We start from the raw sequence: 25,278 nt of genomic DNA on the forward strand, positions 1-25,278 counted from the left end.
CCCTTCGACATAGTGCACATCATGATAAGAATAAGGGTAACTTCGGCTTTTTTCTCCCCTATTTCGACCAGCTCTTCAAGACGACAAACAAAGAAAGAAGGTGGCGTTCATCCTGAGTCTGGTCAGTTTTTGCATAGGGTACTATTTACTAGCAGCCATCGTAATCAGCGTCGGGTATCACCGAGCACTAAGTCATAGAGCCCTTGTCCTGTCCGGCTGGCTTGAGAAATCGATGATCACTATAGGGCTGGCAGCTGGAACTCCTGTTCAATGGGCAGGGAACCATCGCTATCATCATCAGCATACAGATGAGGTGAATGATCCTCACTCCCCGGTGCAGGACGGTTTCTGGTATGCTCATTGCGGCTGGTATCTGGGGACGCGTAATCCGATTCTATGTGCACTATATGCAGCAGCAGGACCGCTTCGCACGCTTTTCGATGCTTTCTGGAGACCGAGAACGAACCAGCAATTCAATGAATTAGCCACGGATGTGATGCAGGACAAATACTATGCTTGGCTAAGTAGGCCCACTCCTTATGCAGTAATCATCCTTTTTCATATGGGCTTTCTCATCTTCGGAATGTATGGGATATGGGGAATCAGCGGTCTGATCGGTCTTTATATCACATACTTGGCCATTTATACCGTTGGTGATTTTACGGATAGTATCGCTCACCTTTACGGGAGACGCCCCTATCAAGTGAGCCATATGGCGAGAAACAATTGGATTGTTGGGATATTCGGTGCGGGTGAGTGGCACGCCAATCATCACACCTTCCCGTCCAGCGCTAAGATGGGCCTGATGAAGGGCCAATATGATTTATCGTGGCAGTTCATCCAAATTTGCAAACGTCTCGGACTAGCCAAACATATCAAAGTGGCACAGATGCAAGATAGGAAGAAAGTGGAATAAATATTAAACAGGCCCCGTCTAGGAGGCCTGTTTGTTTTTGAGCTCCACCAACAGGGCATGCATCTGTTCCGTGGCCAGCCCATGCAGCACTAAGCGGAAACCGGCACGAAGCGTGGTAAGCGGAACCATAGGATGTTTGTTATTAATGAGCGCGAGTCTGTCATTGTTGCCGATAATTTTGGAAGCAAGAATGCCGATCGTCTCATCTAGTTGCAACGAATTCGTCGCCCTCCAGAAGTCATTATCGGTCAGGAACAACTGGTAGACCGGTGTGAAGCATTCAATGGCAGTAGTCAGATCAAGAAAGTTGGTCCACCGATTCGGCATCGGCTCGATAGGGAGCGTGTCGGAAGTAATGCCGCTGAAGTTCAGTCTGACTTGTTTGGTAACCTCAATGTTCTTCTCTCGAATTTCCCGGTTCAAGTTGATCACAAAGTTATATAAGTTCAAATCGTGCACTAGAAACAAATCATCCTTCACCGGCTTGAGATTGGTTGGCTTGAGCGGATTCATATCCACTTGAACGCCAGATACATTATCCCGAATGAACTGCAGTACTTCTGAACCGAGATAGAAATGGCGAAGAATCATGTAGTTCGCATCGGGACTTACAAACGTCCTCATCCCCCAATATAATATGCGGTGCAGCACTTTGGAGGAGGTAAATGCTTTGGGAAAAATGATTTTGTAGATCTGAAACAGGATAATGAGAAGCCTAGCTAATGGCCTTAGGATCGGGAGCAGGAATTGTCTGGATTTGCTGGAGCAATCCTTCAAATAAGCCGCCTTCGCCTCCTCATTGAATGGAATGCTTTGGTCCAAATATATAGCTAGAAATGGATTCGGGTCACGTTTGTCATGAGGCATATTCTTGAAATAGTCGGCTTGGCTCATGTATTCCCCAACTCCTCTAATTGGAGTAAATACAATCGTGCGGTCGTCTTCGCCGTCTTAACCATCCTGGCAGCTATCCCCATCGTTAACATCGGATGCTGCACCACAGCTTCAAGCCGTTCGAAGTGCTTCTCATCGGAATCGCTGTGATAGAGCAGGAAGGAGACATGCTCATCTTGAAGGTTTAATTGGTCACGGATCATCTCCCCCCAATACCTTGCCATTCTACAGCCAAGACCTTCTATGATCCACATAGCCCCTATCAAATCTACCGGGTTCTCCCGGCTCGCACGCTGGAATAAATAGGCGGATAAAGCTTCACTGCCTATATTTTTCTCACCGGCTTGTATCTCGGTCAGCGCCCCACCAACAGCCAAATAATTCCTCTCCAAAATCTGAAAGTCACGATGCTCATCACGCGCATGGGCAATGAACAAAGATCGCAAATCAATATGTTCGATCGAGATGTAAGAAGCGGCACGAGCAATCCATTGCGAACCGTCAATGACCTGCTGTCGAATGTTCTCCATGAGAAGCTTATAATCTTCCAGCGTAAATTTATTGTGATACAGCTTATGAATAATAGGAACCTGAGCTAACTTCTGCTCAAAGTCAATCCATATCTGGACCAGTTGACGAACCAAATAAGATTGGACTTCTTGGAATTCATCGAATTGGACATGCGGTGCTTCAGGTTGTCGCTCTGTGAAACCTGCTGCTATCTTGCTGTCGGTACCTACAACGGTAAGCAACATGTATGAAGTTTGGAATCTCCCGCTTTCCGGAACCATACATAAGATTTGTTCACCAGGAGCAAGCTGCCCCTCATTAAGCAACTCTTCCAACATAATATAGATGGACGCAGCCCCTGTATTCCCTTTTGTATATAAATTGGTGAACCATTTCTCCTCCGGAATCATCAACCCGCCCAGCTGTAACAGTCGAAAAATTTCCTCACGGAAAAAATGGGAAGAATAATGGCACACCATCCAGTCAATCGCAGCCGGGTTTACTTTGCCCTCTTCCACAAGTTCGAAGAAGCGCTGGACACCCACTTTGGGCATCTCGTTCACTAGTCGTATGTCTTGCTTGAGATTCATCGCTCCATCGTCAGCTGCATCCTGAATAGTGGCATAATCCATCCAAGACTTGTAGGACTCTGTGTCTTTATTAATGCCGGCATACATGCACACGTCATATAAGGGAGCGTAAGATTGGTTATCGATCCATTCAATACGGAAGGATAAGCCAGTTCGGCTTGGTTGGTCCTGCAATACCGCGGCACCCGCTCCATCTGACAACATGAATCGTAGAAAATCGGTGTCGAATGGAATGGCCCGCTCTGCATATTTGCCCTGATCTTCAAACCGGGTATGCTTGAACACACGACTTGGAAATTCACTTGCACATGAAATGGCTGCTTTGTTCTCCCCAGACTGGATATGAAGGAATGCATTCTTCATCGCCTGCATCCCACTACCGCAAACGCCTTGGTGTGTCGCAATCTCCATAACAGGTAAGCCCGTTTCAGCATGTACCATACTTGCAAAGCCGGGAACGAGCAAATCTCCCTGCGTCGTACCAACGGCAAGAAATTCAATGTCTTCATTTCGTATGTCACGGTTGCGATCCAGAGCATCGCGAATAGAAAGGTTGGCCATCTCTGCATTGGAGTATAAGCTCTGTTGCTCTTTATTAATGGCATAATGCCGATAACGAATTTGGTTCTGCTCCAAGATCCGTCTCATGGATTTCGAGTTTTTCCCGCCAATTCGGCCTAAGTAATCCTCAATCTCATCGTTCCCGATTGGCGATCCTGGAAGAAATTTGCCTATACTCGTGATATAAACCGAATTCATAGTGCCTCCTTCTGACAAATAGCCAAATATTAGTATAACTTCATAATCGGCTATTTGAGGAGGAATGACTAGTACTAAGTTTTTGTAGTACTTTTATACATTAGTCTCTTACTTATATATTTCCTTAATGATATCTTCGATGTTCGGTTCCTTTAACTGAAGGTCTACTACGGTGTATTGGCGGGTCAACAGTGGGTTTCTACGTCTGAAATGGCATCAACAATTCGCCTATGTGTGTAGGAAATTTTTTTTTGCGTCAACATTCTTCTTCAGTAATATGCTATATATAATGTAAAGCACACGAATTAAGGAGCCCCCTTATATCCGTGTGCTTTTTGTTTTTCTACATGTCGAAGGCATACCCAACTCGATTTAAGCGCCAATCGTTCTTGTAATTCGACGCCGATGCCAATTCGCTTCATTCGAACAGCCTTTCTCACAGTCGTCCAGGTAGCGCTTAATAAATCAAACAAAATTTCTCCAACTGCGCTTTTGCTTACTTTAATATTGTCCTTTAATTACAAAAAACGAGCCCCGAATTGTTCCAGCTAGTTTAGACTTCTGCCTAGCAAACTTAAACTTCTCTTCTAACTCCTTTGGTACCTCCATCCCCTCAGAAAGCTTAAAACCAACGGCCCGCTTCTTAGGGTCATCCACCGTATACATGACATTGAGCGCAAGACCATCCTCATAAAAGACGTAGGTAAATTGGATATTTTCCACTTGAAAACGCGACGTTTCTAAAGGTTTGGCCGCAAACGCAATATCACGTTCTTCTTTCAAAATGCGGTTCACATAATCAAGGTTCTCCTGACTTTCGCTAGCTGGTACAACCGTAAATTCATGCTCGTATTTGTTCATAAAGTAACGGGCTTCATTAGCACGTAAACCAGCAAGCGCTTCTACTACAGGTGAAGACTCTAAACCAACCGTAGACACATTTTTAAAATCAACGATATACGACATTCCCATCCCTCGTTTTCTCTCTTTTTTCCTAACATTAAGAATCCATATTTTATCAAAAAATAAGCCAAAACACGCATATAGCCAAATTTCAAATTAGTCCTCTTATCTACCAAATATTATACCACAAATGATTCAAGAGAAAATTTTGACTGGTGAATTACGTCAAAGCCCTTCATTCGAGGAATTGAAACCATACCAAATCATTATTAAGGTATTGGTATTTTGTTCCAACGTCTTAAAATCGGTCAATCCAATGACTTAATCTCGCATGATAACCGTTCACGTTTTGGATATGAGAAATCTCCCCCTAGGCCGCCGATCATGCCGGCAGCTTCAGTCAGTTTTAACGCGAGTTTACTCTATATCAGGTTATTTCTTCGACAAGTGCCATAAAGCCAAGTCACACAACGATAAAAACAAAAAACGAACCTCAGATTTTAGCGAGGCTCGTTTTTTTGTATTGATAATCTGCGTTACAGTTAACAGTATCGTCCTAACTTTTTAGTAATAAACGGTATTTCCAATTCCGCCGGTTACCGAAATGACATCGCCGCTAATCGATGCCGACAAAGGTGAAGCCAGGAAGGTAACGACATTAGCAATTTCCTCCCCTGTAATCAAGCGACCGAGCGTATTCATTGCCGCTAACTGGCGTAAAGCATCCTCATCAGTAACCCGTTCTCTAAATGCTTCCGTACTTACAATCCCTGGATAAACCGCATTGACGGTAATTCCGTGCTTCCCTAATTCCAATGATGCGGATTTTGTTAAATGGACAACAGATGCATTACGCGGACCGGAACTAAAATAATTGCCGCCTATTCTGGCAGCCAAACCACTTATATTAATGATACGTCCCCAATTATTTTTTATCATATAAGGTGCTACAGCACGGATACTGCGAAAATAGCCCAAATACTTTTCTTCAAAATCTTTCAGAATAAGTTCATCTTTAATGCTGTAAAAATCCTCCGGCACTTGACCGCCAACACGGGCCCCGCTGTTGATTAGAATATCAATACTCCCCATCGCCTTAGCTGAATTTTCAACTAAATTTAGGATAGAGTCAGGATTCATGGTATCTGCCACAATCGGATAGATATTTCTTTTTGTTTCCTGAGCCAATTCCTCTGCAGCGATTTTTAGCGAGGATTCGTTTCTTGAACAAATCGTACAGTCTACACCTTCCAGAGCCATTTGGCGGGCAATCGCTTTACCAATACCACGGCTTCCTCCTACAATAAGTGCTTTTTTTCCAGATAACTTTAAGTCCATCGCTGCAACCTCCTGGTTTAAATTAACACGATATGCAAGAAAGTCGAAAGTGATTTTTGTGATTATTAACTCATTTCTTCATTAAATTCTACCTATAAATAATACTTAATATACTTTCGGCGGACAACAGGGCGCTCCCTGCTCCGATCAAAGCATAGGCCGTCACGATGAGACCCACCGTGCCAGGACTTCGGTCCATATCGAAGGCGATGGACGAGAGCAGTCCGATGGGGGGCGAATTCATTCGCAGCAATCGTAAACGTGGCGATGCGGTAGCCTGTTGTCATGATGCTCTCGTAGATGAACTCCCATAACTCCATGATCATAATTTGATAATACCGCCAATGTATAACCACTGTGCATATACATGGCTAGTGCCGCACTGACACCCTCGAATCCGCCATTACATCCGATAATTCTTTCTCCTTGTACTCTGATTTCCATACATCCATAACATAATCTTCTATGTTTATTCAGGTTTCCATTCGGCATTATTCCCATCGGCAAAGGATATATGTTCATGTCATTCACGTTTGACAAGAACATATATCCATAACACACAAAAACCGCCATTAGGCGGCCAGTTATCGATATATGTTCACGTCATTCGACAGATGACAAGAACATAGTTATATAAATGACAAGGATATACTTACATTCCCGCCGCACCTATCTCATAGCGGGACCTGATTAAACCCAAGCAACCTGGAGCTGTCTTAACACCCCGAGCCTCAAAGGCCGGGCTGCTTGGGCTGTTCGTTTATTGTCCTTGTTTTCTCAATAACCTGCATTCGGATAATCTTGGGTAAGCTCCTTCAACTCGTAATCCCACCAGATGCGGTTTGTAGCCTATGTACCGATTGTGCAGGCACCATTGTTTACATCAAATTAACCGTTCGCAACGGCTTGCCCGCGACCCAGTCCATACTGTGCAAGCAGCGGCTGCATCACCTTGTCCCCGTAGTTCTCTCCCATAATCGCGTAGCCTCTCCCGTCCGGATGCAGATTATCGGGCAGATGCTCCGCATACATTTCGTCGAAAATCGTATGTCCGTGGACATAATGCAGATGCTTATCGCCCAAAGAGGTCATCGCCGCCACTGCCGCTTCGATCTCCTCACGCATTTCGCACAGCGTGAATCCTACCGTATTCTGCACGGTTTCCCTAGGCGGCGACCAAATCGGCGACATAACGGCGATCGGCGTGTCCGGATGATTCTCGCGCACGATCTGGACGACCCCGATAACGGCCGCCCGAAACGTCCGTTTGCTCAAAGTGCTGCCGCCGTACACGTTAATGCCCATACAGAGCGATATGAAGTCGGCGTCCAAATCCCGGATCGTACGGGCGACCATCGGCTCCAGATGACATTGGCCGGAATAGCCGAGGCATGTCAGATCGAGCCCGAAACGACGGGCGACGATCGCCGGCCAAGTTTGCGCCGGACTGAACGCGGCGTTGCACTGCGTAATCGAGCTGCCGTATGTAATCCACTTCGGTCGGCGATCTTCCGGGATGTGCCATTTGGCGTTGTCGTCGATGCCGATCGTTCTGACGACCGTGCTTGCTTTTTGAGGAAGATATAGCTCGATCACCTTGTCCTGGGCCGGCAGCTGGTCGAATCGCACCGTCGTTTCGCCGGGCTCCAGCACTTTAGTCATCAAAGGGGCATCTCCGCTGACGAGGTCGACTTGAACTTGTACCTGTACAGAAGCCAGCTCCAGCGATACGGTCGTTGTGTCGCTTGCAAATCGCAAACGTACGCCGGCGGATAAGACGGCCGTTCCGTTAATTCCATTCGGCGGAAACAGTTCGTATTGATTGTAATTAATACGCCATGGCTTTATTCCATCCTCCATTTGTTCCAGTGAAACGGCACCTCTAAATATGGAATGACTCAGTTCGATTCTCTGCATGTGCGGAGTTCCCCTCTCTCTTTCATCGGTTTACCTTTAATGTACAAGCTGTGGAGCAGACTGGCAACCTAAATGTTTCAACGCTAAGGGCGACAATCCGGCTACAAAATGCCGATAATGTACCGCAAAGGATCGCTGGCGCTAATGATGGTAATCCGATTATTCGTATCGATTGTAGCGACCAGCTTCCCGTTTGACGTGCTAACGTTCAAATAGTCTGTACCGGGCCTGAAGCCGGACGTAGACCAGCCTCTAGCCCATTCATGCCGCAAATTCCCGTCGGACACGGAGCCTGTCGCCACGATCACGCTTTTGTACTTCGTTATATCGTCGTTTAACGTAATCGTGCCGGAGGTTTCACTCAGGACGGCTGTCAGCATTCGCTCGCCGCCCTCAGATTCCACGATTGAATCCGCCGCATCGCAGAGAATCGTTCCGAACGTCCCCGAAGCAATCGTATTGCCGCTCACCTTCACGCCGGAGCTGCCGGCCGGTATGTAAACGGCGTATTTGTAATTACTCGGAAAATCGGAGTTGATGATCGAGTTGCCCGTCGCCTCGAGCCGGGTGCAGCCGTCCGCGCGAAATCCGTAATATAGACCGTGCTGCGCCTGAGCTACTCCCCGGAATATGTTATTACGCACAACGATATCGTTCGTATTCGTTACGTATATCCCTTCCCTGCCGGAAATCGAACAAAGGTTGCTTTCGAGCAAAATCCGTAATCCTCCGATTATTCTTAGCGGAGAATTGGCCGTATTCGTCACTATGTTATCCGATACCGTTATGTGAACGGACGGCTCGTCAAATCCACCGCTGACCGTTTTGCGGGAAATCGTAATCCCGTGCAATCCGGCCGCGCGGACCGTATTGTTCGATACGATCGTATTTTGGCACGAGTACAAGGCAATGCCGGCGCTGCCTGTTTGGTCGATCGTATTGCCGGAAATAACGGCATTGCGATAACTTTCCGGCTTAATGGCGATGTCCGCCATATTTTTAAAATGATTGTCCACGATGCGGATCTGTTCGTGAAATACTTGATTGCCCGCAAGGTTGTACTTCGAGCCGTGCGTGCCGACGCCCCGATGACCGTTTTCGAACGAACAGCCTGACACTAATACGTCCTGGCAAGGCGTATCGTCAAACGAGCCGAATGTGGGGAAAGCTTCCTTCGAGGCGAAGTCGATCTGTACCATCTCGTATTGACCCGTCCCGCGAACATATTGGTCCTTAAATAAACAATGGATCAATTTGATATTGCGGCTGGAGTTGAACTCGATAATATGGCCGTTGTGGCCGTTAATAAAGTTTACCCTTTCAATATGAACGCCGTCGGCATGCGCGATCGCGAAAGCTTGAAAATTAAGCGACGGTTTGGTCGGCGCATTCGTCTGGCCGCACAGATCGATGGTGCCGCCGATCACCGTAATATTACCGTCGCCTTCGTAGCCGCTCGCATAGCCCGGGTTGCCGACTTCACCATTGACGAACAGCTTCAAATTCGTATCGGGATCACCCATTTTTTTGAGCACAGCCCTGTCATCCATCCGGATAAACGTATTTCGCCACAGCCGTAGAGCCCGCGTAATGACATATTGCCCCGGCGGCACCTGAACGACACCGCAGCCGTTTTCCTTCACCTTTTGCAGTGCTTGCTCGAACGCCGCCGTATCGTCGGCGACTCCGTCTCCGGCCGCTCCAAGGCGTCTCACATCGAAGATCGGGGCCGAATCATGCTCTTCGAAGCGCGGGTGATCCGAGCGCCCTTTGCTGGTCGAGTAAACGCTGTCCGTCACCGTGCCGACCGGATGATTATCCTCAGGGGAATACGCTTTCCCATTCGCCACGACGGCTCCGATCGATCCGAAAGCCATGGCGGCTCCTACGGCGCCGAATGATTGCAGCAGCTTTCTGCGGCTAAGTTTCGTCTTCGAATCACGGTTGTCTTCTAAATACATCGAGATCACCTCGTTTTATTTTTGCCCTTTGGCCGCAATATCGCTGTTGATTTTCTCTTCGGCATCGCGCAAAGCCGAATTGACGTCTTTTCCCTTCTGGAACATATTTCGCAGCTCAGCCTGGATAACGCTCATAGCGGCCGTATCGTGAAGCGACGGCTGGTACGGATCCGCCGTAACCGTCTTATAGGCGGCAGCCACATTTTTGCCCTTCAGGAACGGCAAGTCCTGCCCAAATACCGTTTTATACTTCTCGTCTTTCATGATGCTGCTTCTGCCCTGCTTCGCCATATCGAGCTGCACCTCATCGGAGATGACCGCGGAGATAACGCGGAACGCCTCATCCGGGTACTTGCTCGTACTCGTAGGAACCATGATGTGCAAATCGGGTCCCATCCCTTTTCCCAGCGCTTCGGGAAATACCGGGTAGGCTGCGAGGTCCCAGTTCAAATCCGTCAACGCGCCCAACCCGGCGGTTGTCATGATATTAACGTCGGCCAGCATAGCCAGTGTTCGATCTTTAGTGAAGGCGTTAATGCCGGCCGTTTTCCACGCATACTTCTCGTTGCCCGGAATTTTGTAAATATCCGCAGCCTGAACGAGCACCTTTTTCCACAGATCGTTATTAATGATCGCACGGTTCGTCTTCGTGTCGACAAACGGCAAAGACAGCTGCATGGCCATTCGTTCCGGCACGTTCGGCTCCAATCCGCGGTACTGCTTCCCTTCTTCCATTCTCGTAAGCCGTTTGGCCAGATCGGTCGCTTCTTGCCACGTCATGCCGTCCTTCGGATACGGTACGGCGAACTTGTCAAAAATGTCCTTGTTATAATACAAGGCGCTGAAGCTTCTCGTGTAAGGAATCGCCACCAAATCGTCCCTTTGCGCGGCAGCCTTCATCGCCTCGAGAGATTGGGGCTCGAACCGCGCCAAATCGATGCCGTGTATTTTCAGTCCTTCGGTGAGCGATTTCAGCAGCTTCGATTCGCTGATCGCGGGAATGCCGTTTACGTTGTTCGTAATAATGATGTCCGGTACGCTGTTCGAGGCGAGCATCTCGGGAATCAATTTGTCGTCGTAGTCGATTCTTTCCGCTGTAATATACGGGTACTTCTTCCGCACCGGGTCGGCGATAAACCTTTTAAACTCTTCGTCGGTTAAATAGCCGCCCTTCTTGACTCCGATCTTCATCGTAACGGGAGCAGGCTCCTCTTCCTTCTTAACGGTCGTTTTCGGATCCGCCGATGACGAGCAAGCGGCCAACACGGCAATCACCGCGACCGGGAGTATGTATCGTAAAACACGTACCATTTTTCGGTTCATCTGATTCGCCCATTTTGAACTTTTCATATTTTTCAAGACTCCCTTCGATTTCAATGTTTTGTTTATTCGTAATCGATTACATTTTTGACAAATTAAAGAGTTCAGTCAATACAACCAATACTTATTGGGTTCAGCGGCGAAATCACCCCCTGTGATTTATATCCAACACTCATACTTGCATAGTGGAAGCAGCTTTTCGTAATCGATTACATTCTCGGACGCACACTTGGCTCGTCAGCCACTTCCAGCATATCACCAATATGTAAAATGAGGTGCACGTTCTCGTAAAGAATATGTTAAGCTTGCCTATTCCCTTCCGTCGTCCAACGAAAAAACGTTTCCATGTCCGTCATGCCGTACAGGCTTATGCTGGGAAATCGTATCGTCGTTTCGCTTATTGCCGCCGCCAGCAGCTCATTTAGTCTCCGCACGGCGTCTTCGGCTTTTTCACCGAGCTCCTTGTTCGCCAAATACCCGAGCGATACGTGTGGCCGGTACGGCTTCGTCGCCGTGGCGATGCCGAACCGTTCCTCGGAGCTGCGGTTCAGCTCCTCGCGTCGTTTCTCCAGGCTGCGCAAGGCCATATCGGAGCGGTCATCGGCCGGTTTTAGCAAAGCGACGACTGAATTGTTCCATTTCTCACAGCGGTCATACGCAAATTCGATCGGCTCCGCGTCGATCCCGACCGGCACGCCCCCATCGCCCTTCAGCACCCCATGATCCGCATGAAACGATGCGGGCATTCCCTGCAGCAAGCGCATGGCTTCCGCCCGCTCCACTTCATTCAGCCGGCCAACATTAAAGTCGTTGATTCCGTCCCAAACCGTTACATGATAAGAGTGCAGCGGCAGAGGACAAAATAAATAATCCCGCGTCAGTTCATGCGCCATTTGTCCGGTCGTATCGCGAAGCGTCCGGTAAAACGCCAGCTCCCGCTCGTCCTTGCGGCAATCGACTTTCTCCAACGCCGCAAAATCGCTTAATCTGGAATAGCTGTCGCCCGGGTTGTCGAACAAAAGCGAGAACCCTTTAAACGGAGCCCATACGGGAACGAATGTTTGCACTTTCGAGTTCGTAACGATTGCCATTCGGAAAGCCCCTTTCAGTGTCGTCATCGTTGTTATCGTTGCAACATGTTCAGCGATAGTTGCCATTTGTAATCGATTACATTATTAACAAAAAAGGAAGGCCGTCCCCGACTGTCACGTCTCCCGTACCACCAAATGATGCGGCAGCACGATCAACCCTTCCTCCCCTACGTCCGGCTCGTTATTCAGCTTTTGGACGAGCTTCCGAACAGAGCCGTAGCCCAAATCGTATAGCGGCTGAACGATCGTCGTAATCGTCGGATTCGTGATTTCCGCCAAAAACGTCCCGTCAAAGCTGATCAGGCCGATCTCCTGCGGAACGTGAATCGAACGCTCCTTGATCCCTTTTAATACGTAGGAAGCTTGCATGTCCGAATGGGTAATGATCCCGTCGATCTCCAAGCCTTGCTGCACCATCTGGTTGACAGCCTCTTTCACATGCTCGAATTTGTTCTGGGCGCCGGCTATACGTTCCGGACGAAACGGAATGCCCGCCTCGCGGAGCGCATCTTTGTATCCTTCGATCCGGGCGGCAACCGAGCTCGTTTCGCGGCTTCCGGTGATGTACGCTATAGAGGTGAGTCCGCGCCCGATCAATTCGCTCGTCGCTTCGTATGCGGCTTTTCGGTTGTCGATCGTATAGCAAGTGGCGTCGATGCCTTTATAATATTCCGTGCATAGCACCACTTTGTAGTCGCCCATCAAGCTTTCCAGTAACTCCGTGCTGGCGCTGGACGAAACGAAGACGATGCCTTCGGCCAAATTTGTCTTGAGCATGTTGATGTACGTATCCAAAATCCACCGTTTCGACTCGATCGTCCCGATAATAATGTTGTACGTACTGTCATACGCAGCAGCCTGCGCGCCTCGGGCGATTTCCGAAAAGTATGGGTTGGACATGGACGGAAGCACCATCACAATCGTTCGGCTCGCCTGCTTCCTTAAGTTTTTGGCCAGCAAATTCGGCTTGTAATTCATTTCCTTGATCACTTGCAGCACTTTGTTTCTCGTGTCGGGCTTGACGACCGGATCGTTGTTCAGCACCCGGGAAATCGTTGCGACGGAAACGCCTGCTCGACTTGCAACTTCTTTGATGGAGCTCATCCAGGATTCATCCTCTGTACGCGTCTCTGTAATCGATTACATTAATATTAAAGATAAATTTATTATAGCACACCATTCACCATATGACTAGAACAAAAGAACGAAAAAGAGAACGAACAGCGAATACGATGTCCTAAGCTACTTGGCTTCAATCGATCTGATTACTTAGCCAAATATTCCTTTAGCATTTGCAAAGTGACTCCCAAAATGGCTGCAATGCATCCACTAGACCTACTAAATCTAGGTTTGCTACTAATGAGAGATTTTAATCCTTTTGAATGAACTAACGTGCCCGTTACTTCAATGAACTTCGCAAGGGCAGATCGTCCATGGCCTTGGCAGTCAATGGATGGGATTGGTAAATATAGGGTAATAATACACAACAAAAGGACAATAGAATTCCGATCTTAAGTTAATGTATTCGCCGGCGGGATTGTCATGCGTAATAATAACCTTCAAGACATGATCATAGGCCGCTGGAGCCGTGAAGGATGCCGTATAGATGGTCCAATTCGTATTGTTCATTAGAACATTGGCTAATACTGCATTCCCATTAGAAGTATCAAAGGTTTCTCGATACCAAAGTTAGTACTAAAAACAAAAATCCCCAATTTACAGGGATTTTGTTATACACCATTAATAATCATCATCCAGATTAAGCAATTTTTCTTACGGCAAACCATAGTTCAACGTAGCTAAGTCCGGCTGCGCCGCCGTAGATTTCGAAATCCAATCCATCGACCTGCTCATATCCTGCCGTTGGCAGCCATTCTGAGAAAAATCGCCGGTATAACGTCTCGATGGTCTCATCAAATTTATCCCATGTGAACGGGTCTGAGTGGAAAATGGCCCAAGTATGCGCGGGAATCGTGATGGTAGAATATCCGTCTGTTTTACTGGACTCGCTCTTAAATGCACACAGCATATACGGAAAAGTCTCATTCCCGGTTTTTCTATAGCTGCAAACCGCATGTACCTTATATAGATCCTGGCTCACAAAAGAAGGCAACTCGCCCGCATTGGCGGCAAGTCTCTTGACTTCGCCATTGGCGTGGCATTGCTGCCACAATAGTGCCGGCGTATTCGGCGCTTCGCCGTCTCCGTTTGTGTGAAACACTCCTTCGATGCCAAATACTTGGAAAGCTTCTTTTGTTTCGATACGATAATTCATCGCTTCTGCTCCTTTAATCGAGATTAGGAAGGAAAGCCGAGGAAAGGCTTTGAGCGCGATCCCGTCTTGACGGGCCACTGCCGGAGTGACACCATGCAGCAATTGAAAAGCTCTCGCGAAAGAAACCGGCGATTCATAGCCGTACTTAAGGGCAATATCGATAACTTTAGTAGCATCGCTATTTTGCAATTCAAGTGCGGCAAGGGTAAGCCGTCTACGCCGAATATATTCCGCAAGCGTCACATTCGTTATGAATGAAAACATTCTTTGGAACTGATACGACGAACAGCAAGCCTTACGGGCAACCTCAGCCAGTTCAATCTCTTCCGATAAATTCATTTCAATGTAATCCATGGCTCGATTCATCCTTGCAAGCCAATCCATCAGTTCCCCTCCTCTCCATCGAAGTATAGAGCAGCTGCCGCGTCGTATCGCAACTATTTGTGCACAATTAAGTTGCGTCTTGAGAGCTGTGATCCTTTTGAACCAAAACCTCTTAACATGTTGATATAGTTTACTGAATTCGTTATGCTTCATAATGAGCGGGAAGTGTATGTTCGTCAGCCCATTAACACTTTGAGGGGGTAACCGACCTGAATATAAGCGATTTGCTGCTAGAACGGCAAAAGTCATTATTTGTCGGTCGGGAAAAGGAACTAGCCATTCTTAAGTTAACGTTATCCGACCCCGGATGGCAAATGGTGAACGTTCATGGACCAGGCGGCATTGGAAAAACGACACTACTGCGACTGTTTGCCCAAACGATGGCCCCGTCCCAATGCTTTTATTTCGACGGACATAGCGGCTTTCAACGGCCCCACGATTTTTTGTCGAAGATCCGCCATACTCTTCTGGAAAACATGTTGACTATGCCCCTTAAAGACGATGCGGTAAATCAAAATGATCCAGCCGCTTCAGAGATAACAAAAGTTATCGAACTACTCAATCTTTATGCTGTTCAGCAACAGGGAGTAGTTCTTTTTCTAGATACATTCGAACAGTGGGGAGCGATCGAGTATTGGCTTCGCAATGAATTTCTCCTCAAACTGAGTCCGATCGTCAAGGTAATTGTAGCCGGTCGCTACACTTTGAAGGATCAGTGGCAGCGCGGTGATTGGAATCTGCTTATGCGGGACATCGAGCTGCAGCCGCTTTCGAATACAGAGGTTTTGAATTACACGAATTTGCGTGGAATCGCGAATCGGGACATCGCGGACGCTTTACTGCGCTTTTCGAATGGTGTACCGCTTGCTTTATCGATGGCTTGCGAAATCATCGAACGTAACGGTCAAACAAGCTTTCTTGATCATTCGCAGCAAAAGGAAATGATTGGATACCTGGCTATGGAATTAACCAAAGATATAGGCGATTCGCTCCAACGATACACAGAAGCGGCATCGGTTGTTTGGAAATTCGACCAAGAGCTTTTGCAAACATTGCTCCAGGAGATCATCCCGACGGAAAGATTTCGCGATTTTTGTTTGCTTCCTTTCGTGATTAGACAAGAGAATAGCTGGTCACTACACGATTCCGTCCGTCATTGGATATATACCGACTTCCGCAGCCGCATGCCCCAGACGTTCCACAATTACCGTAAGCATGCATTGGACGCATTGCGCAAACGGGAACTCGCGCAACCTGATAAGAAAGCGGAATTCGCTTTTGAAAAAATTTACTTGCATGAAGACGATTTTGTTCGAGGTTTTTGCTTTCATTGGGACGATAGTTTGACTCTTCGTGAATGTAAGGCACAGGATTTGGAGCAAGTGGAACAGCTTTATTTGAAGTATTTGCACAGTCAATCCAATTATGTTCCGGGAGAAATTCACCTAGAATCGTTAATCCGTCCCTTATGGCACATCGATCCCACTACTTTCACCGGACTTTGGCAAGAGAAGCAACTCGTCGCTTTCTGTTCATGTATTCCTTTTACGGAACAGACCATCCGAATATTCCGCGATCATCCCACAACCGCGCCTGCAACTTCCMAATTTGATCCTAATCAGCGGCAATACATCGTATGTATAGCTGGAGTGGAACCGGAATTAGAGAACGAAATCAGCGGTTCGGTCGCGCGCGCGTTGATCAAGATCATCGACCACCAAGCATTCATTCTTGATTTGATTTCGATGCCGAACTGGATTCCGTATATACCCTTGCTGGGTTTCGATAGGGCACCATGGGCAGATTCGGTTACTCAGATGGGTGTTGAATATAAAGGATTCCAGTTGGATCTGAGGACAGAGGATATTCCTCTACAAGTGGATCGGATCATTTCGGCAATGGAACCGACGAAATCCATCATGCCAATGGAAGCGTCCAATCTTGAGACTCCGTTGAGACTACCCTTGGTAGAAGCGGTCAAACTTGTTCAATGTGCGCTTAAACATTTTTCGCGTCTCCCTCTGCAGCCTGAGATAGCCGTCTCCTTGCGACCCTTGCTGACAGACGATCATTCGGATCGGGAAGCGGAGTTGACTGCACATCTGATTCAAGAAAAGATTCGAACGACAGTGCAAGCGCTCTCTCAAGGCAACAAAGAGGATCAGCGCTTCTATCAAATATTACACTATGCCTATCTTCAAAAAATCGGCACGCATGAAACGGTTGCAGAATATTTGAATATCCCGAATCCAAGCTATTTCAGGTATTTGCGAATGGCCGTGCGCAAGTTGGCTTACGAATTGGTCAATAAATAGGGAATGCAAGAATCGGAGAGGCCGACACCAACAGAGCAGGGTAGTCGGCCTATATGATTATTCTCTAACCGTAATACCGCCAGAAATCGCGGCACCTCTCGCTTCGAATGAAAAGGAATACCTGACCGATCTTTTCAACTCAGCTACGCCCGACATCCTTGATCCCCTCTCGTCATTAATCATCTTCGTCGACTTGGAAATCTCGACTTTCTCCGTTCGACTGAAAGGGCCGCTACCCACAGTTCGCTCCCGTATATACACTTTTCCTTGGTCGATCACCCCGTGACCCGTTCTGTTTGTTTCATACTCTCCTTTCCTGATTGTTTCTGAAACTGCAAAGTTAATGCCGCCTAACAAACCCGCTGCACTTCCTGTCTTATCTCCACTCTTTAACGCTTGTTCGATCGCCTTTTTGTTGTGAAACCATTCCGTATTGGCGGTTGCCTGGACACTGAGAAGCGTTGTCACTTTCTCTTCGTCGTTGGACATGCTTTTTTGTACAGAGCCGGATACCAACCCGTTCGGCGTCTCCCCGCCATATTCATATGCATCGCCATTCGTAGCCAGCGATCCGCCGAACCCGAAGAGGCTCAGACTCAGACTGGATTCCGGCGTGTCCCCCACTTCAGGAAAAGTTTCATACGCTTCCCGCTCGAGCTTGTCGAACTCGGGATTCATACTTTCTTGCTGTTCCCTGCGTTTTTTGTCCCCTTCCATTATTTCTTGTGCCCGATCAGCCGCTCTCGCTGTTTGCTGTACTACCTGCACAAGATATTCCGCTCGGTCCATCTCGATTTTTTGCATATACAGAGGGTTGGCGGCATCCGCCAATATATCGACCGGGTCCGAGATATAGTCATATACGACCATTTTCCTTTGTGTATCCAACTTTTGAAATACCACATCGCTGGTCATATATTTAAGCAAACCGCCTGATTTGAGCCAAAACTCTTCCAGGATTTTTTTCGTAGCTTCGTATAGGTTTTGACATTCTGTTATCAATCGATTTGCATTTTCTTTGTAGGCATCGAATTGTTTCGTTTGCCATTCATAATCGAGTTGTGCCAGTTGAAGCGCCGCCTTTTGCGACTTCATCACATCGAAGGATTGCAAACCTAGGAGCCCCTCCAGCATTTGCTGATTAGCCTTATCTCCATCCTTCTTAATCTGTTCACGCTGCGGCGTGTAAACCGCTTTCAACTGCCTCAGTCGTTCGCTCCGCTCCTTTTCCAAACTTTTGATCATCCGGAGCTTCTGTTTATGCAGCTTTTGCAGGCGAAAATTATAGAACGATTCAATCACTTTATACGCATAAATTTGCCTCATATTTTTCTGTATCGGATAAACCCCTTCTACCGGAGGGTCCGGATGGAGATGTTTGTAATACCCCCGATCGTATAAAATAGCTTCCGATTTATATTCGGCATACTGCGCCGACAGCTTGTCGCTTTCGCTTTTGATATAATCCTGCGAGTTTATCAAATCATCCGCTCCGGCGATATAGGGGAACGGTTTGATCTTGATCTGCCCTGACGGTGTATCTACGCTGCGTTTGACACTCTTCGTGTCCACATTCGTCCGAGCTATCTCATACAGCTCATCTAAAAACGCTTCTTTAAGCGGATACTCATCAAACTCGGGATCCAGACCGCTAACCGCTTCCAGAAAAGAGTCGAAATGGTGGACGGTGATCTCGTTAAACATGTGCCTGGCGCTCTTCACCATCGTTTCGGCGGCAAGCTCGCTATGCTCATCCTTCAAGTTCACTGTTGTTAATACTTGGTAGGCGGGGCCAAAATCGGAAACTGCCAGCAGCGCTTGTTCGGCGTATTGACGCGCAGCATTAAAGTCATCCTGTTCGATATACACGTTGGCGATATTCGTAAGTAAGACAGGGTTACCCGGTTCTTGATTCAACGCTTGCAAATAAAAAAACAGCGCGTCCTCCGAACTTCCACTTCCAAACAGCATAGAGGCGTAGTTATTCAACAGCAGCGGATGAGGATAAGCTTTGACCGCATTCCCGGCAATCACGAGCATCGGATCCGTAACCAGATCGAAAAACTGGGCATAGGCCATGTCGTCGGCCAGTTCGATGGCAAGTTTGGATTTCACGACCGGATCAGTGATGGCAAATGGGTCTGCTATCGGCAAATTCGACGTATCCAGCACTAAAGCCTCGACAACGCGGTCGATCTTGTCTACGACCAGATTGTATTCCTTTACTTCACCCTTGAATACGGCTTGATCATCTTGACAGCCAACCATGGCGGTAGCTAGAGATAAGACAATCAGTAGGCGAATTCCTGAACCCATCCTATTCTTCATGACGTTATATACCTCCAAAAGGATAAACGCCTAACGGCGTCCTTTGACGCCGTGCGTTTACCGAGACGATGAACAATTAGCGAAGTTAATCATTCTGAATCGTTGATAAAGGCCGACTCCATCAGGATCATCGGCCTTTACAACACTTATGTCAGGATTACTTTATTTCCCTAGCATCGGTTCGCCGATGATGCTCTTTCCACCTCGAACCCAAATCTTTAATTCCTTCACATCTTTTATATTGATTTCTACATCGTACATTTTGTTGTATTCCACATCTATTTTCTTTATCGTAATTCCGTGTTCGTCGGTAATTTCGATAAATGAATCTAGATAGTTGTACTTCCCTTCTTCATCCTTATCATCATCCACCCAGAAACGAGCTTTAAATTTGTCATATCCAAAGTTTGTATTGAAACTCTCCGATTGCCCTGCAGAATTTTCAGCAAAATAACCGAAATCAAATACCGTCTTGTCTCCTGCCGTCAAAAGCTCCGGCGTTCTGCTTTTCAACCGATAATTGGAAGCTCCCCCTCCAAACTCGGGAGATGCATTGATCCAACTGATCTTATTTTTCACAATCTCCCCACCGGTATTTCCAATACTTGCGGTTTGCGTATTATTGTCCCACAGCACTTCCAAACCGACTGCTTCAGCAACCGCGCGCATCGGCAAATAGGTTCTTCCTTTGTAGGTAATGGGAACATACTTGGTCCCGTCATCCGGATCTTTCGGTTCAAATGACTTGCCGTGAAGCATTATTTTGATTTCGTTGTTCAAAAAGGCTTGAATTTCTACCAGATTCGATGCCGCAGACACATTAAATGCAACGCTTAACATGAGTAGAACGGTCGTAATGGATAACATGATTGTTAGTTTTTTCCTGCTTAACCTTTCCAAAAAAAACACTCCTCTTCTTTATGTTTAATGGATCAGCATCCGTACTTATCATCCCAAATAATCGCTATCAATTTCTACATCAAAAAACTATCAGTTTTCGTTATTCGGCCAACTCACAGCATCACCCTACGATCAAAAGTTCCGCCCCACTCCACCGATGCTGTGTATCACCACGGAATGGGCTGACGGTAACGGAATTAAGGTAAACTTAAAAGTTTATTAATTGATTTTTAAGGTAGACTTAATAATGAATGAGTACAATTGAGGAGACCCAATAACCTTCGGCCCTGCAAATAGTTGTAGGGCTGGCTTTTTGTTTATACGATATTCTCCCATTACCCCACTTACCCAGATTCTTCTGTCCCGAAATCGGTAGGCAAGTCTACGAGTCGGAGTGCCTTGAGCAGCACTGATGACCAGAACAGTTTACGGAGTCCTGTTTTTGGGACGAAGTAATCTACTCGCCGGCGAACAAATAAAGCCACGATTTTCAGCTAATGCCCATTTTTTTAGGTACATGCCCTTATTCTTGGCTCCAGCATAGTATAGATTAATCTCAAGGAAGGGAGTTAAACAATGAGTCAAGAAAATATTTATCAACAAATGCAAGAAAAGGAACCTCAGCAAACGGATCTTCAGCAAAGAGAACCTTATCATCATCCTCACCATGTTTATCATCCTGGGCATCCTCATATTATGACTTATCATCACTACCATCATCATCATCATTATCATCATTATCCAATGCATCACCATCCGGGTAGACAACAATAAATCTTATAAAAGCCACTTACGAATTCTGAGTTCGTTAGTGGCTTCTTTATTTCCTAATCCTTTATACACTTTATCTTTGAACAGTACTGCATAAGACCATCCCAATTACCCCATATGTAAAACAATTCAGAATATTAATTACCGACTCTTGCTGACGCGGTCGGCGAACACTGCTGATCCATACCTTATGACGCCTGGTATCAACACCGTAGAAAGGAGGTAACTCAACGTAGTCCATTAACTGGCACTGTATCCTGGGTTTCTATTCTGCTCGGAGGCTTTGGATAATGTTACATTTAGTTGGCTATCCTACTTTCTGATAACGAAAGGAGGAAGCCCTGTGTCGAACGAAAAAGAAGACCATGTACCTACAATTGCACCTGGAATGAATATGCACGATCAGCTTGAAGAAAAGCCTACTGAAAATGAAATTAAGGAAGGCGATTCAACCTCAGTAACCCGACTTTACGTTGACCGCACACCGGAGGATTAGCTCTCCTCCCCCCTGGTGTTAGTTGATGTTGTTTCGTTTACTGGATAATCTTCTAACTAAGGTTCTCACAGTCAAAATAATTGATACTATTAGGGCAAAGCTATATAACAAAATATAGAAAAGTAAAGACCCTTCAGAAACTCCTTTCTTATCATTGCTGCTGAGAGAATAGCTACCACTTCTTATAGTAAAAACCCTCTTTTCATGATCATATACCCATGATTGAGCTCTATCTAATTCTACACATTTAGGTTCATGTAAAGTAATAATTTGATCTCCATAGTGGCCTTCAAAGTAATCCTTTGAGTTAATATTTGCACCCCATACTTGTTCCCTTCCACCGATATACATAAAGTTGCTAATCTGAACTAAAGGAACTGTCATATCAATAAAAAGAATCTCCGTATTACAATTGGCCGTGTAATAGCTGATTATCGCTGATCGCAGACCTCTCGTATATTCAATGTTCTCAAAAATCTTAATAATCATGGGTAAACTAACAATCATGAGGAGTGCAAAATATAAAAGTAATTTAACTTTTAACTTGTTTATTGTCTCCCCGCCTTTGCAATAATTTCAGTTAAAAGGTCTTTTTTATGAACTTAGCCATTTCACCGTATTTGAAATATTCGCGAAGTGATTACACAATCCTGCCCGTTTAATAGCCGACCTGTTACAGGCCGCTTGATCGGAATCGGTACAGTTTCTCAACTTTTGACAAAAGCGGGGTTGGAATCGAACTACATTTTTATCAATTGACACAGAAGCACAAGCAAGCACGGGACCAGAGGTCGCCCTCCGTTCGGTGCTTGCTTGTGCTTGCCATTCATCTAATGAAACAGCTTCTCCAGATAAGGATTTCCCGTGAACTGGTCCCCCTGGTAGAAGAAGATCCCGCCCACACCCCGTTCCCGGTAAGACCGGACGGCGTCCCGCACATCCTGCGGTGTATGATGCAGGGTCATAGCGCCCGACCGCGGGTTGGAGGCTGACTTCCACTTCCAGCCATCGATGCAGCCGTACACCCGCACCCCGGTGCCGCGGCACAAGGCCACGTAGTGCTCGACCGGCGGCAGTGGCAGGGTTGTCAACAGATTGGACGGGATGATCCCGTCCACATCGCCCGTCGCGACGCAAATACGTAGCGCGTCGTAGTAATGGAGCTGGTCGGCCGGCACCCGGACCTTCAGCTCCCGCCGACGGCCGTCGCGCCGCGCCCGCTCCGTGAGCAGTCTGCGGGCCCCGCGGATCACTTCGACGAGCGTGTCCACCGTCTGATTGCGGTAATGCCGCATGTAGTCGAGGACGAGTCCGTCTGTGTCATAGTCGCAGACGAGCTCCTCGAGGATGCGTAACGCATAGCCGCGCACTTCCGGGACGCGGTAGTCGAAGTCGCCGTCCACCACATAGGACGGATGCTCCCGGGTGAACCGCTCGGACAACACCGGGTTCCACAGGTAGGGTCGGTTCATCCCGACGCAAGCGGTGAGCCGGACATCCCGACCGGAGGCGTAGCAGATCGTCTCCGCCAGCACATCGCCACTCGCCGCCAGCTTCACGGGATCGGAGGTCGTCGTATTGTCGTCGGTCACGGCTGCCGTATCCACCGTCTCGAGGAAGCGGCTGCGGTGCATCGCCTTCATGCCGACGCGTACCGTCGAGCAGGCGATCTCCTGCGGCCGCGCCCGCAGGAATTCCTCGAGCATGATGCCGTTCAGCTGCTCCGGCGTGTGAATGCCGTGCAGGGCGTAGCTGTATGGCTCGTAGTACAGGATCACGTCGAGATCGTGCAGCAATCCTTCAGTCGGAAGTGCAGATGCATTTGCAGGTGCAGGTGCAGAAGCTTTCGCATCAACACCTGCATCTGCACACGCATTCTGATTGGCATCCACTCCCACAACCGCACTGTTTCCTTCCTCCCGCACGCTCTCGCTTCTGTCGATAGTCGTGCAAGGCACGAGCTTGATGTAAGACAACCAACCGAACGACTCATGGCCCTCGACCGTCTCTTTCAGCTGAGAGAGCTCCAGGCTGTAATCCGGGCCTAGTTCCGCCTCTTGCCAGACTAGCTCTACGTTCGCCTTGCCTTCAGGAGCACCTTGATAGCGGCTTCCATTGGCCATGATGCGCGCGTACGGCTCATCTCCAAGTTTAGCCAGGCAACGCAGCCCACCTCTAGCTACTCCGAAGATGATTTGATACCTACCCCTGACAGGCAGAGGTACCAGGAGCGGTGGGACCCCGCGCTTCGCCTTCAGCCCGACCATCGTCCCGACTGGCCCCGGGATAACGTCCCAACGACTCGATTTCATGATGTCAGCATCATCCGCCGCACCAGCGTAAGCGTTCCAATCATACAGATACACGCAGCGAGGCGGCTTCAGCTCTATCGTAGCTTCATCCTCATAACATCCTGCTTCCGTTAAGAAGCTTACCTTCAGCCGGACGGAACCCGTCGCAAAGGCGACGTTCAGATAAGGATTCCAATAACAACATAGGTTCTCTCGTCCCTGAAGCCGCAACGTCCCTTGCGTCTGCGCCTGTTCCCACAGGAAGTCGCAGCCGTTCAGTACCGTCTCCGGTACCAAGTCCGGGTACAGGCTGGCCCACACCCAAGGCGCTCCGTCGAGGCTGTAGGCGACTTGACAGGCTACATAGTCCGGTCGCGGGTCGAACTGGATCTCCACGAGATCCTCGTCGGTCTGCTTCACCGCCTGGATCATTCCTTCACCGCTCCGATCATGACGCCTTTGACGAAATATTTTTGCAGGAACGGGTATAAGAAGAGCACGGGAATAGTCGCGATAATAATCGCGGCGTACTTAATTGTCTCGGACACCAGCCCCTTGTCTGTATCGCCCACACCCGCCGTCATCGTATCGATGCTGTTCGTAATGAGAATCTCCCGAAGCACCAGCTGCAGCGGATACAGGTCGCGGTCCCGCAAGTAGATCAACGCGTTGAACCAGGCATTCCAGTGGCTCACGCCATAGAACAATACCATGACGGCCATAATCGGCAGCGAGAGTGGTAGGATGATGCGGAACAGAACGGTGAAGTCATTCGCCCCATCGATCTTCGCGGACTCCTCCAGACTCACAGGAATGCCCTGGAACGATGTGCGCATGATGATGAGGTTGTAGGTGCTAATCGCACCTGGAATAATGAGCGCCCAGCGCGTATTCAGCATCCCCAGCTCGCTGATCAATAAATAATTGGGGATAAGCCCTCCGCTGAAGAACATCGTGAATACGATGCCCATCATGATCGGATTGCTCAGCATCAGCCCCCTTCGTGAAAGGGCATAAGCCCCGAACGAGGTCATGAGTAGGTTGAACGTCGTCCCGATGATCACATAGAAGAGCGTGTTGGCATATCCGACCACGATCATCGGGTTCGAGAAGACGAGCCGGTACGCTTCCAGGCTGAATCCCTGCGGGTAGAAGATCAGACCACGCGTGGACATGATCTTCGCAGGATCGCTGAACGAGGCGAACAGCACGTATAGGAACGGGTAAGCGGTCAACAGACATAGCACCATCAAGAAAGTATGGTTGCTGCTATCGAAGAGGCGCTCGCCTAGTGTACGATTTCTCATGTGTGGCCCCTC

At 47.9% G+C, this 25,278-nt stretch carries 20 protein-coding genes and 1 pseudogene; 4 read left to right on the top strand and 17 right to left on the bottom strand.

What is annotated here, in order from left to right:
* The first annotated feature begins 100 nt into the window (after positions 1-100).
* Entirely contained in the window at positions 101-916 is an 816-nt protein-coding gene (locus AC1DWB_RS08570; RefSeq protein ID WP_477540631.1) for a hypothetical protein, read from the top strand.
* Between the two features lie 18 nt (positions 917-934).
* Here AC1DWB_RS08570 and AC1DWB_RS08575 read toward each other — a convergent pair whose 3' ends face one another.
* The 12 genes and pseudogenes from AC1DWB_RS08575 to AC1DWB_RS08630 form a co-directional block, all read right to left on the bottom strand.
* Positions 935-1,810 (bottom strand): DUF6999 family protein, encoded by an 876-nt coding sequence (locus tag AC1DWB_RS08575; protein ID WP_477540632.1) that lies wholly within the window; start codon positions 1,808-1,810, stop codon positions 935-937.
* The gene (locus tag AC1DWB_RS08580; protein WP_477540633.1) at positions 1,807-3,669 is read right to left on the bottom strand and encodes a beta-ketoacyl-ACP synthase III; all 1,863 of its coding nucleotides are present in this window, start codon (positions 3,667-3,669) and stop codon (positions 1,807-1,809) included. The genes AC1DWB_RS08575 and AC1DWB_RS08580 overlap by 4 nt, the downstream gene beginning before the upstream one ends.
* Before the next feature lie 501 nt (positions 3,670-4,170).
* Complete coding sequence (locus tag AC1DWB_RS08585; protein WP_477540634.1) at positions 4,171-4,635, bottom strand: phage tail protein; 465 nt, start codon at positions 4,633-4,635, stop codon at positions 4,171-4,173.
* A gap of 175 nt (positions 4,636-4,810) precedes the next feature.
* A pseudogene (locus AC1DWB_RS08590) lies at positions 4,811-4,936 on the bottom strand (IS1595 family transposase); the annotation flags it as partial.
* A gap of 200 nt (positions 4,937-5,136) precedes the next feature.
* The gene (locus AC1DWB_RS08595) at positions 5,137-5,910 is read right to left on the bottom strand and encodes an SDR family NAD(P)-dependent oxidoreductase (RefSeq protein WP_477540635.1); all 774 of its coding nucleotides are present in this window, start codon (positions 5,908-5,910) and stop codon (positions 5,137-5,139) included.
* Positions 5,911-6,002: 92 nt separating this feature from the next.
* Complete coding sequence (locus tag AC1DWB_RS08600; RefSeq protein ID WP_477540636.1) at positions 6,003-6,236, bottom strand: hypothetical protein; 234 nt, start codon at positions 6,234-6,236, stop codon at positions 6,003-6,005.
* A gap of 562 nt (positions 6,237-6,798) precedes the next feature.
* The gene (locus tag AC1DWB_RS08605; protein ID WP_477540637.1) at positions 6,799-7,827 is read right to left on the bottom strand and encodes an SGNH/GDSL hydrolase family protein; all 1,029 of its coding nucleotides are present in this window, start codon (positions 7,825-7,827) and stop codon (positions 6,799-6,801) included.
* 101 nt (positions 7,828-7,928) lie between these two features.
* A complete protein-coding gene (locus tag AC1DWB_RS08610; RefSeq protein ID WP_477540638.1) occupies positions 7,929-9,788 on the bottom strand; it encodes a right-handed parallel beta-helix repeat-containing protein in 1,860 nt (619 codons plus the stop codon).
* 15 nt (positions 9,789-9,803) lie between these two features.
* A complete protein-coding gene (locus tag AC1DWB_RS08615; RefSeq protein WP_477540639.1) occupies positions 9,804-11,138 on the bottom strand; it encodes an ABC transporter substrate-binding protein in 1,335 nt (444 codons plus the stop codon).
* Positions 11,139-11,407: 269 nt separating this feature from the next.
* Complete coding sequence (locus tag AC1DWB_RS08620; protein ID WP_477540640.1) at positions 11,408-12,199, bottom strand: hypothetical protein; 792 nt, start codon at positions 12,197-12,199, stop codon at positions 11,408-11,410.
* Between the two features lie 114 nt (positions 12,200-12,313).
* The gene (locus tag AC1DWB_RS08625) at positions 12,314-13,303 is read right to left on the bottom strand and encodes a LacI family DNA-binding transcriptional regulator (RefSeq protein ID WP_477540641.1); all 990 of its coding nucleotides are present in this window, start codon (positions 13,301-13,303) and stop codon (positions 12,314-12,316) included.
* Positions 13,304-13,958: 655 nt separating this feature from the next.
* Positions 13,959-14,858, bottom strand: coding sequence for an AraC family transcriptional regulator (locus AC1DWB_RS08630; RefSeq protein WP_477540642.1), 900 nt, complete (start codon positions 14,856-14,858; stop codon positions 13,959-13,961).
* Positions 14,859-15,082: 224 nt separating this feature from the next.
* On the opposite strand from AC1DWB_RS08630, the gene AC1DWB_RS08635 reads away from it, so the two are divergent.
* Complete coding sequence (locus AC1DWB_RS08635; RefSeq protein ID WP_477540643.1) at positions 15,083-17,173, top strand: ATP-binding protein; 2,091 nt, start codon at positions 15,083-15,085, stop codon at positions 17,171-17,173.
* Between the two features lie 57 nt (positions 17,174-17,230).
* On the opposite strand, the gene AC1DWB_RS08640 is transcribed toward AC1DWB_RS08635, so the two are convergent.
* A complete protein-coding gene (locus AC1DWB_RS08640) occupies positions 17,231-19,501 on the bottom strand; it encodes a tetratricopeptide repeat protein (RefSeq protein WP_477540644.1) in 2,271 nt (756 codons plus the stop codon).
* A 162-nt stretch (positions 19,502-19,663) separates the two neighbouring features.
* Positions 19,664-20,401, bottom strand: coding sequence for a stalk domain-containing protein (locus AC1DWB_RS08645; RefSeq protein ID WP_477540645.1), 738 nt, complete (start codon positions 20,399-20,401; stop codon positions 19,664-19,666).
* A gap of 576 nt (positions 20,402-20,977) precedes the next feature.
* On the opposite strand from AC1DWB_RS08645, the gene AC1DWB_RS08650 reads away from it, so the two are divergent.
* Both AC1DWB_RS08650 and AC1DWB_RS08655 read left to right on the top strand, forming a co-directional pair.
* Positions 20,978-21,175: a hypothetical protein gene (locus AC1DWB_RS08650; RefSeq protein WP_477540646.1), complete on the top strand. Its 198-nt coding sequence runs from the start codon at positions 20,978-20,980 to the stop codon at positions 21,173-21,175.
* 340 nt (positions 21,176-21,515) lie between these two features.
* Positions 21,516-21,668, top strand: coding sequence for a hypothetical protein (locus AC1DWB_RS08655; protein WP_477540698.1), 153 nt, complete (start codon positions 21,516-21,518; stop codon positions 21,666-21,668).
* A gap of 18 nt (positions 21,669-21,686) precedes the next feature.
* On the opposite strand, the gene AC1DWB_RS08660 is transcribed toward AC1DWB_RS08655, so the two are convergent.
* The 3 genes from AC1DWB_RS08660 to AC1DWB_RS08670 form a co-directional block, all read right to left on the bottom strand.
* On the bottom strand, positions 21,687-22,052 hold the full coding sequence (locus AC1DWB_RS08660) for a hypothetical protein (RefSeq protein ID WP_477540647.1): 366 nt from the start codon (positions 22,050-22,052) through the stop codon (positions 21,687-21,689).
* Positions 22,053-22,498: 446 nt separating this feature from the next.
* Positions 22,499-24,391, bottom strand: a complete 1,893-nt coding sequence (locus AC1DWB_RS08665; protein ID WP_477540648.1) for a hypothetical protein — start codon at positions 24,389-24,391, stop codon at positions 22,499-22,501.
* A complete protein-coding gene (locus AC1DWB_RS08670; protein WP_477540649.1) occupies positions 24,388-25,266 on the bottom strand; it encodes a carbohydrate ABC transporter permease in 879 nt (292 codons plus the stop codon). Before AC1DWB_RS08670 ends, AC1DWB_RS08665 begins: the two co-directional genes overlap by 4 nt.
* Positions 25,267-25,278 lie beyond the last annotated feature (12 nt).

The sequence above is a fragment of the Paenibacillus sp. P4_E11 genome (genome assembly GCF_056401635.1).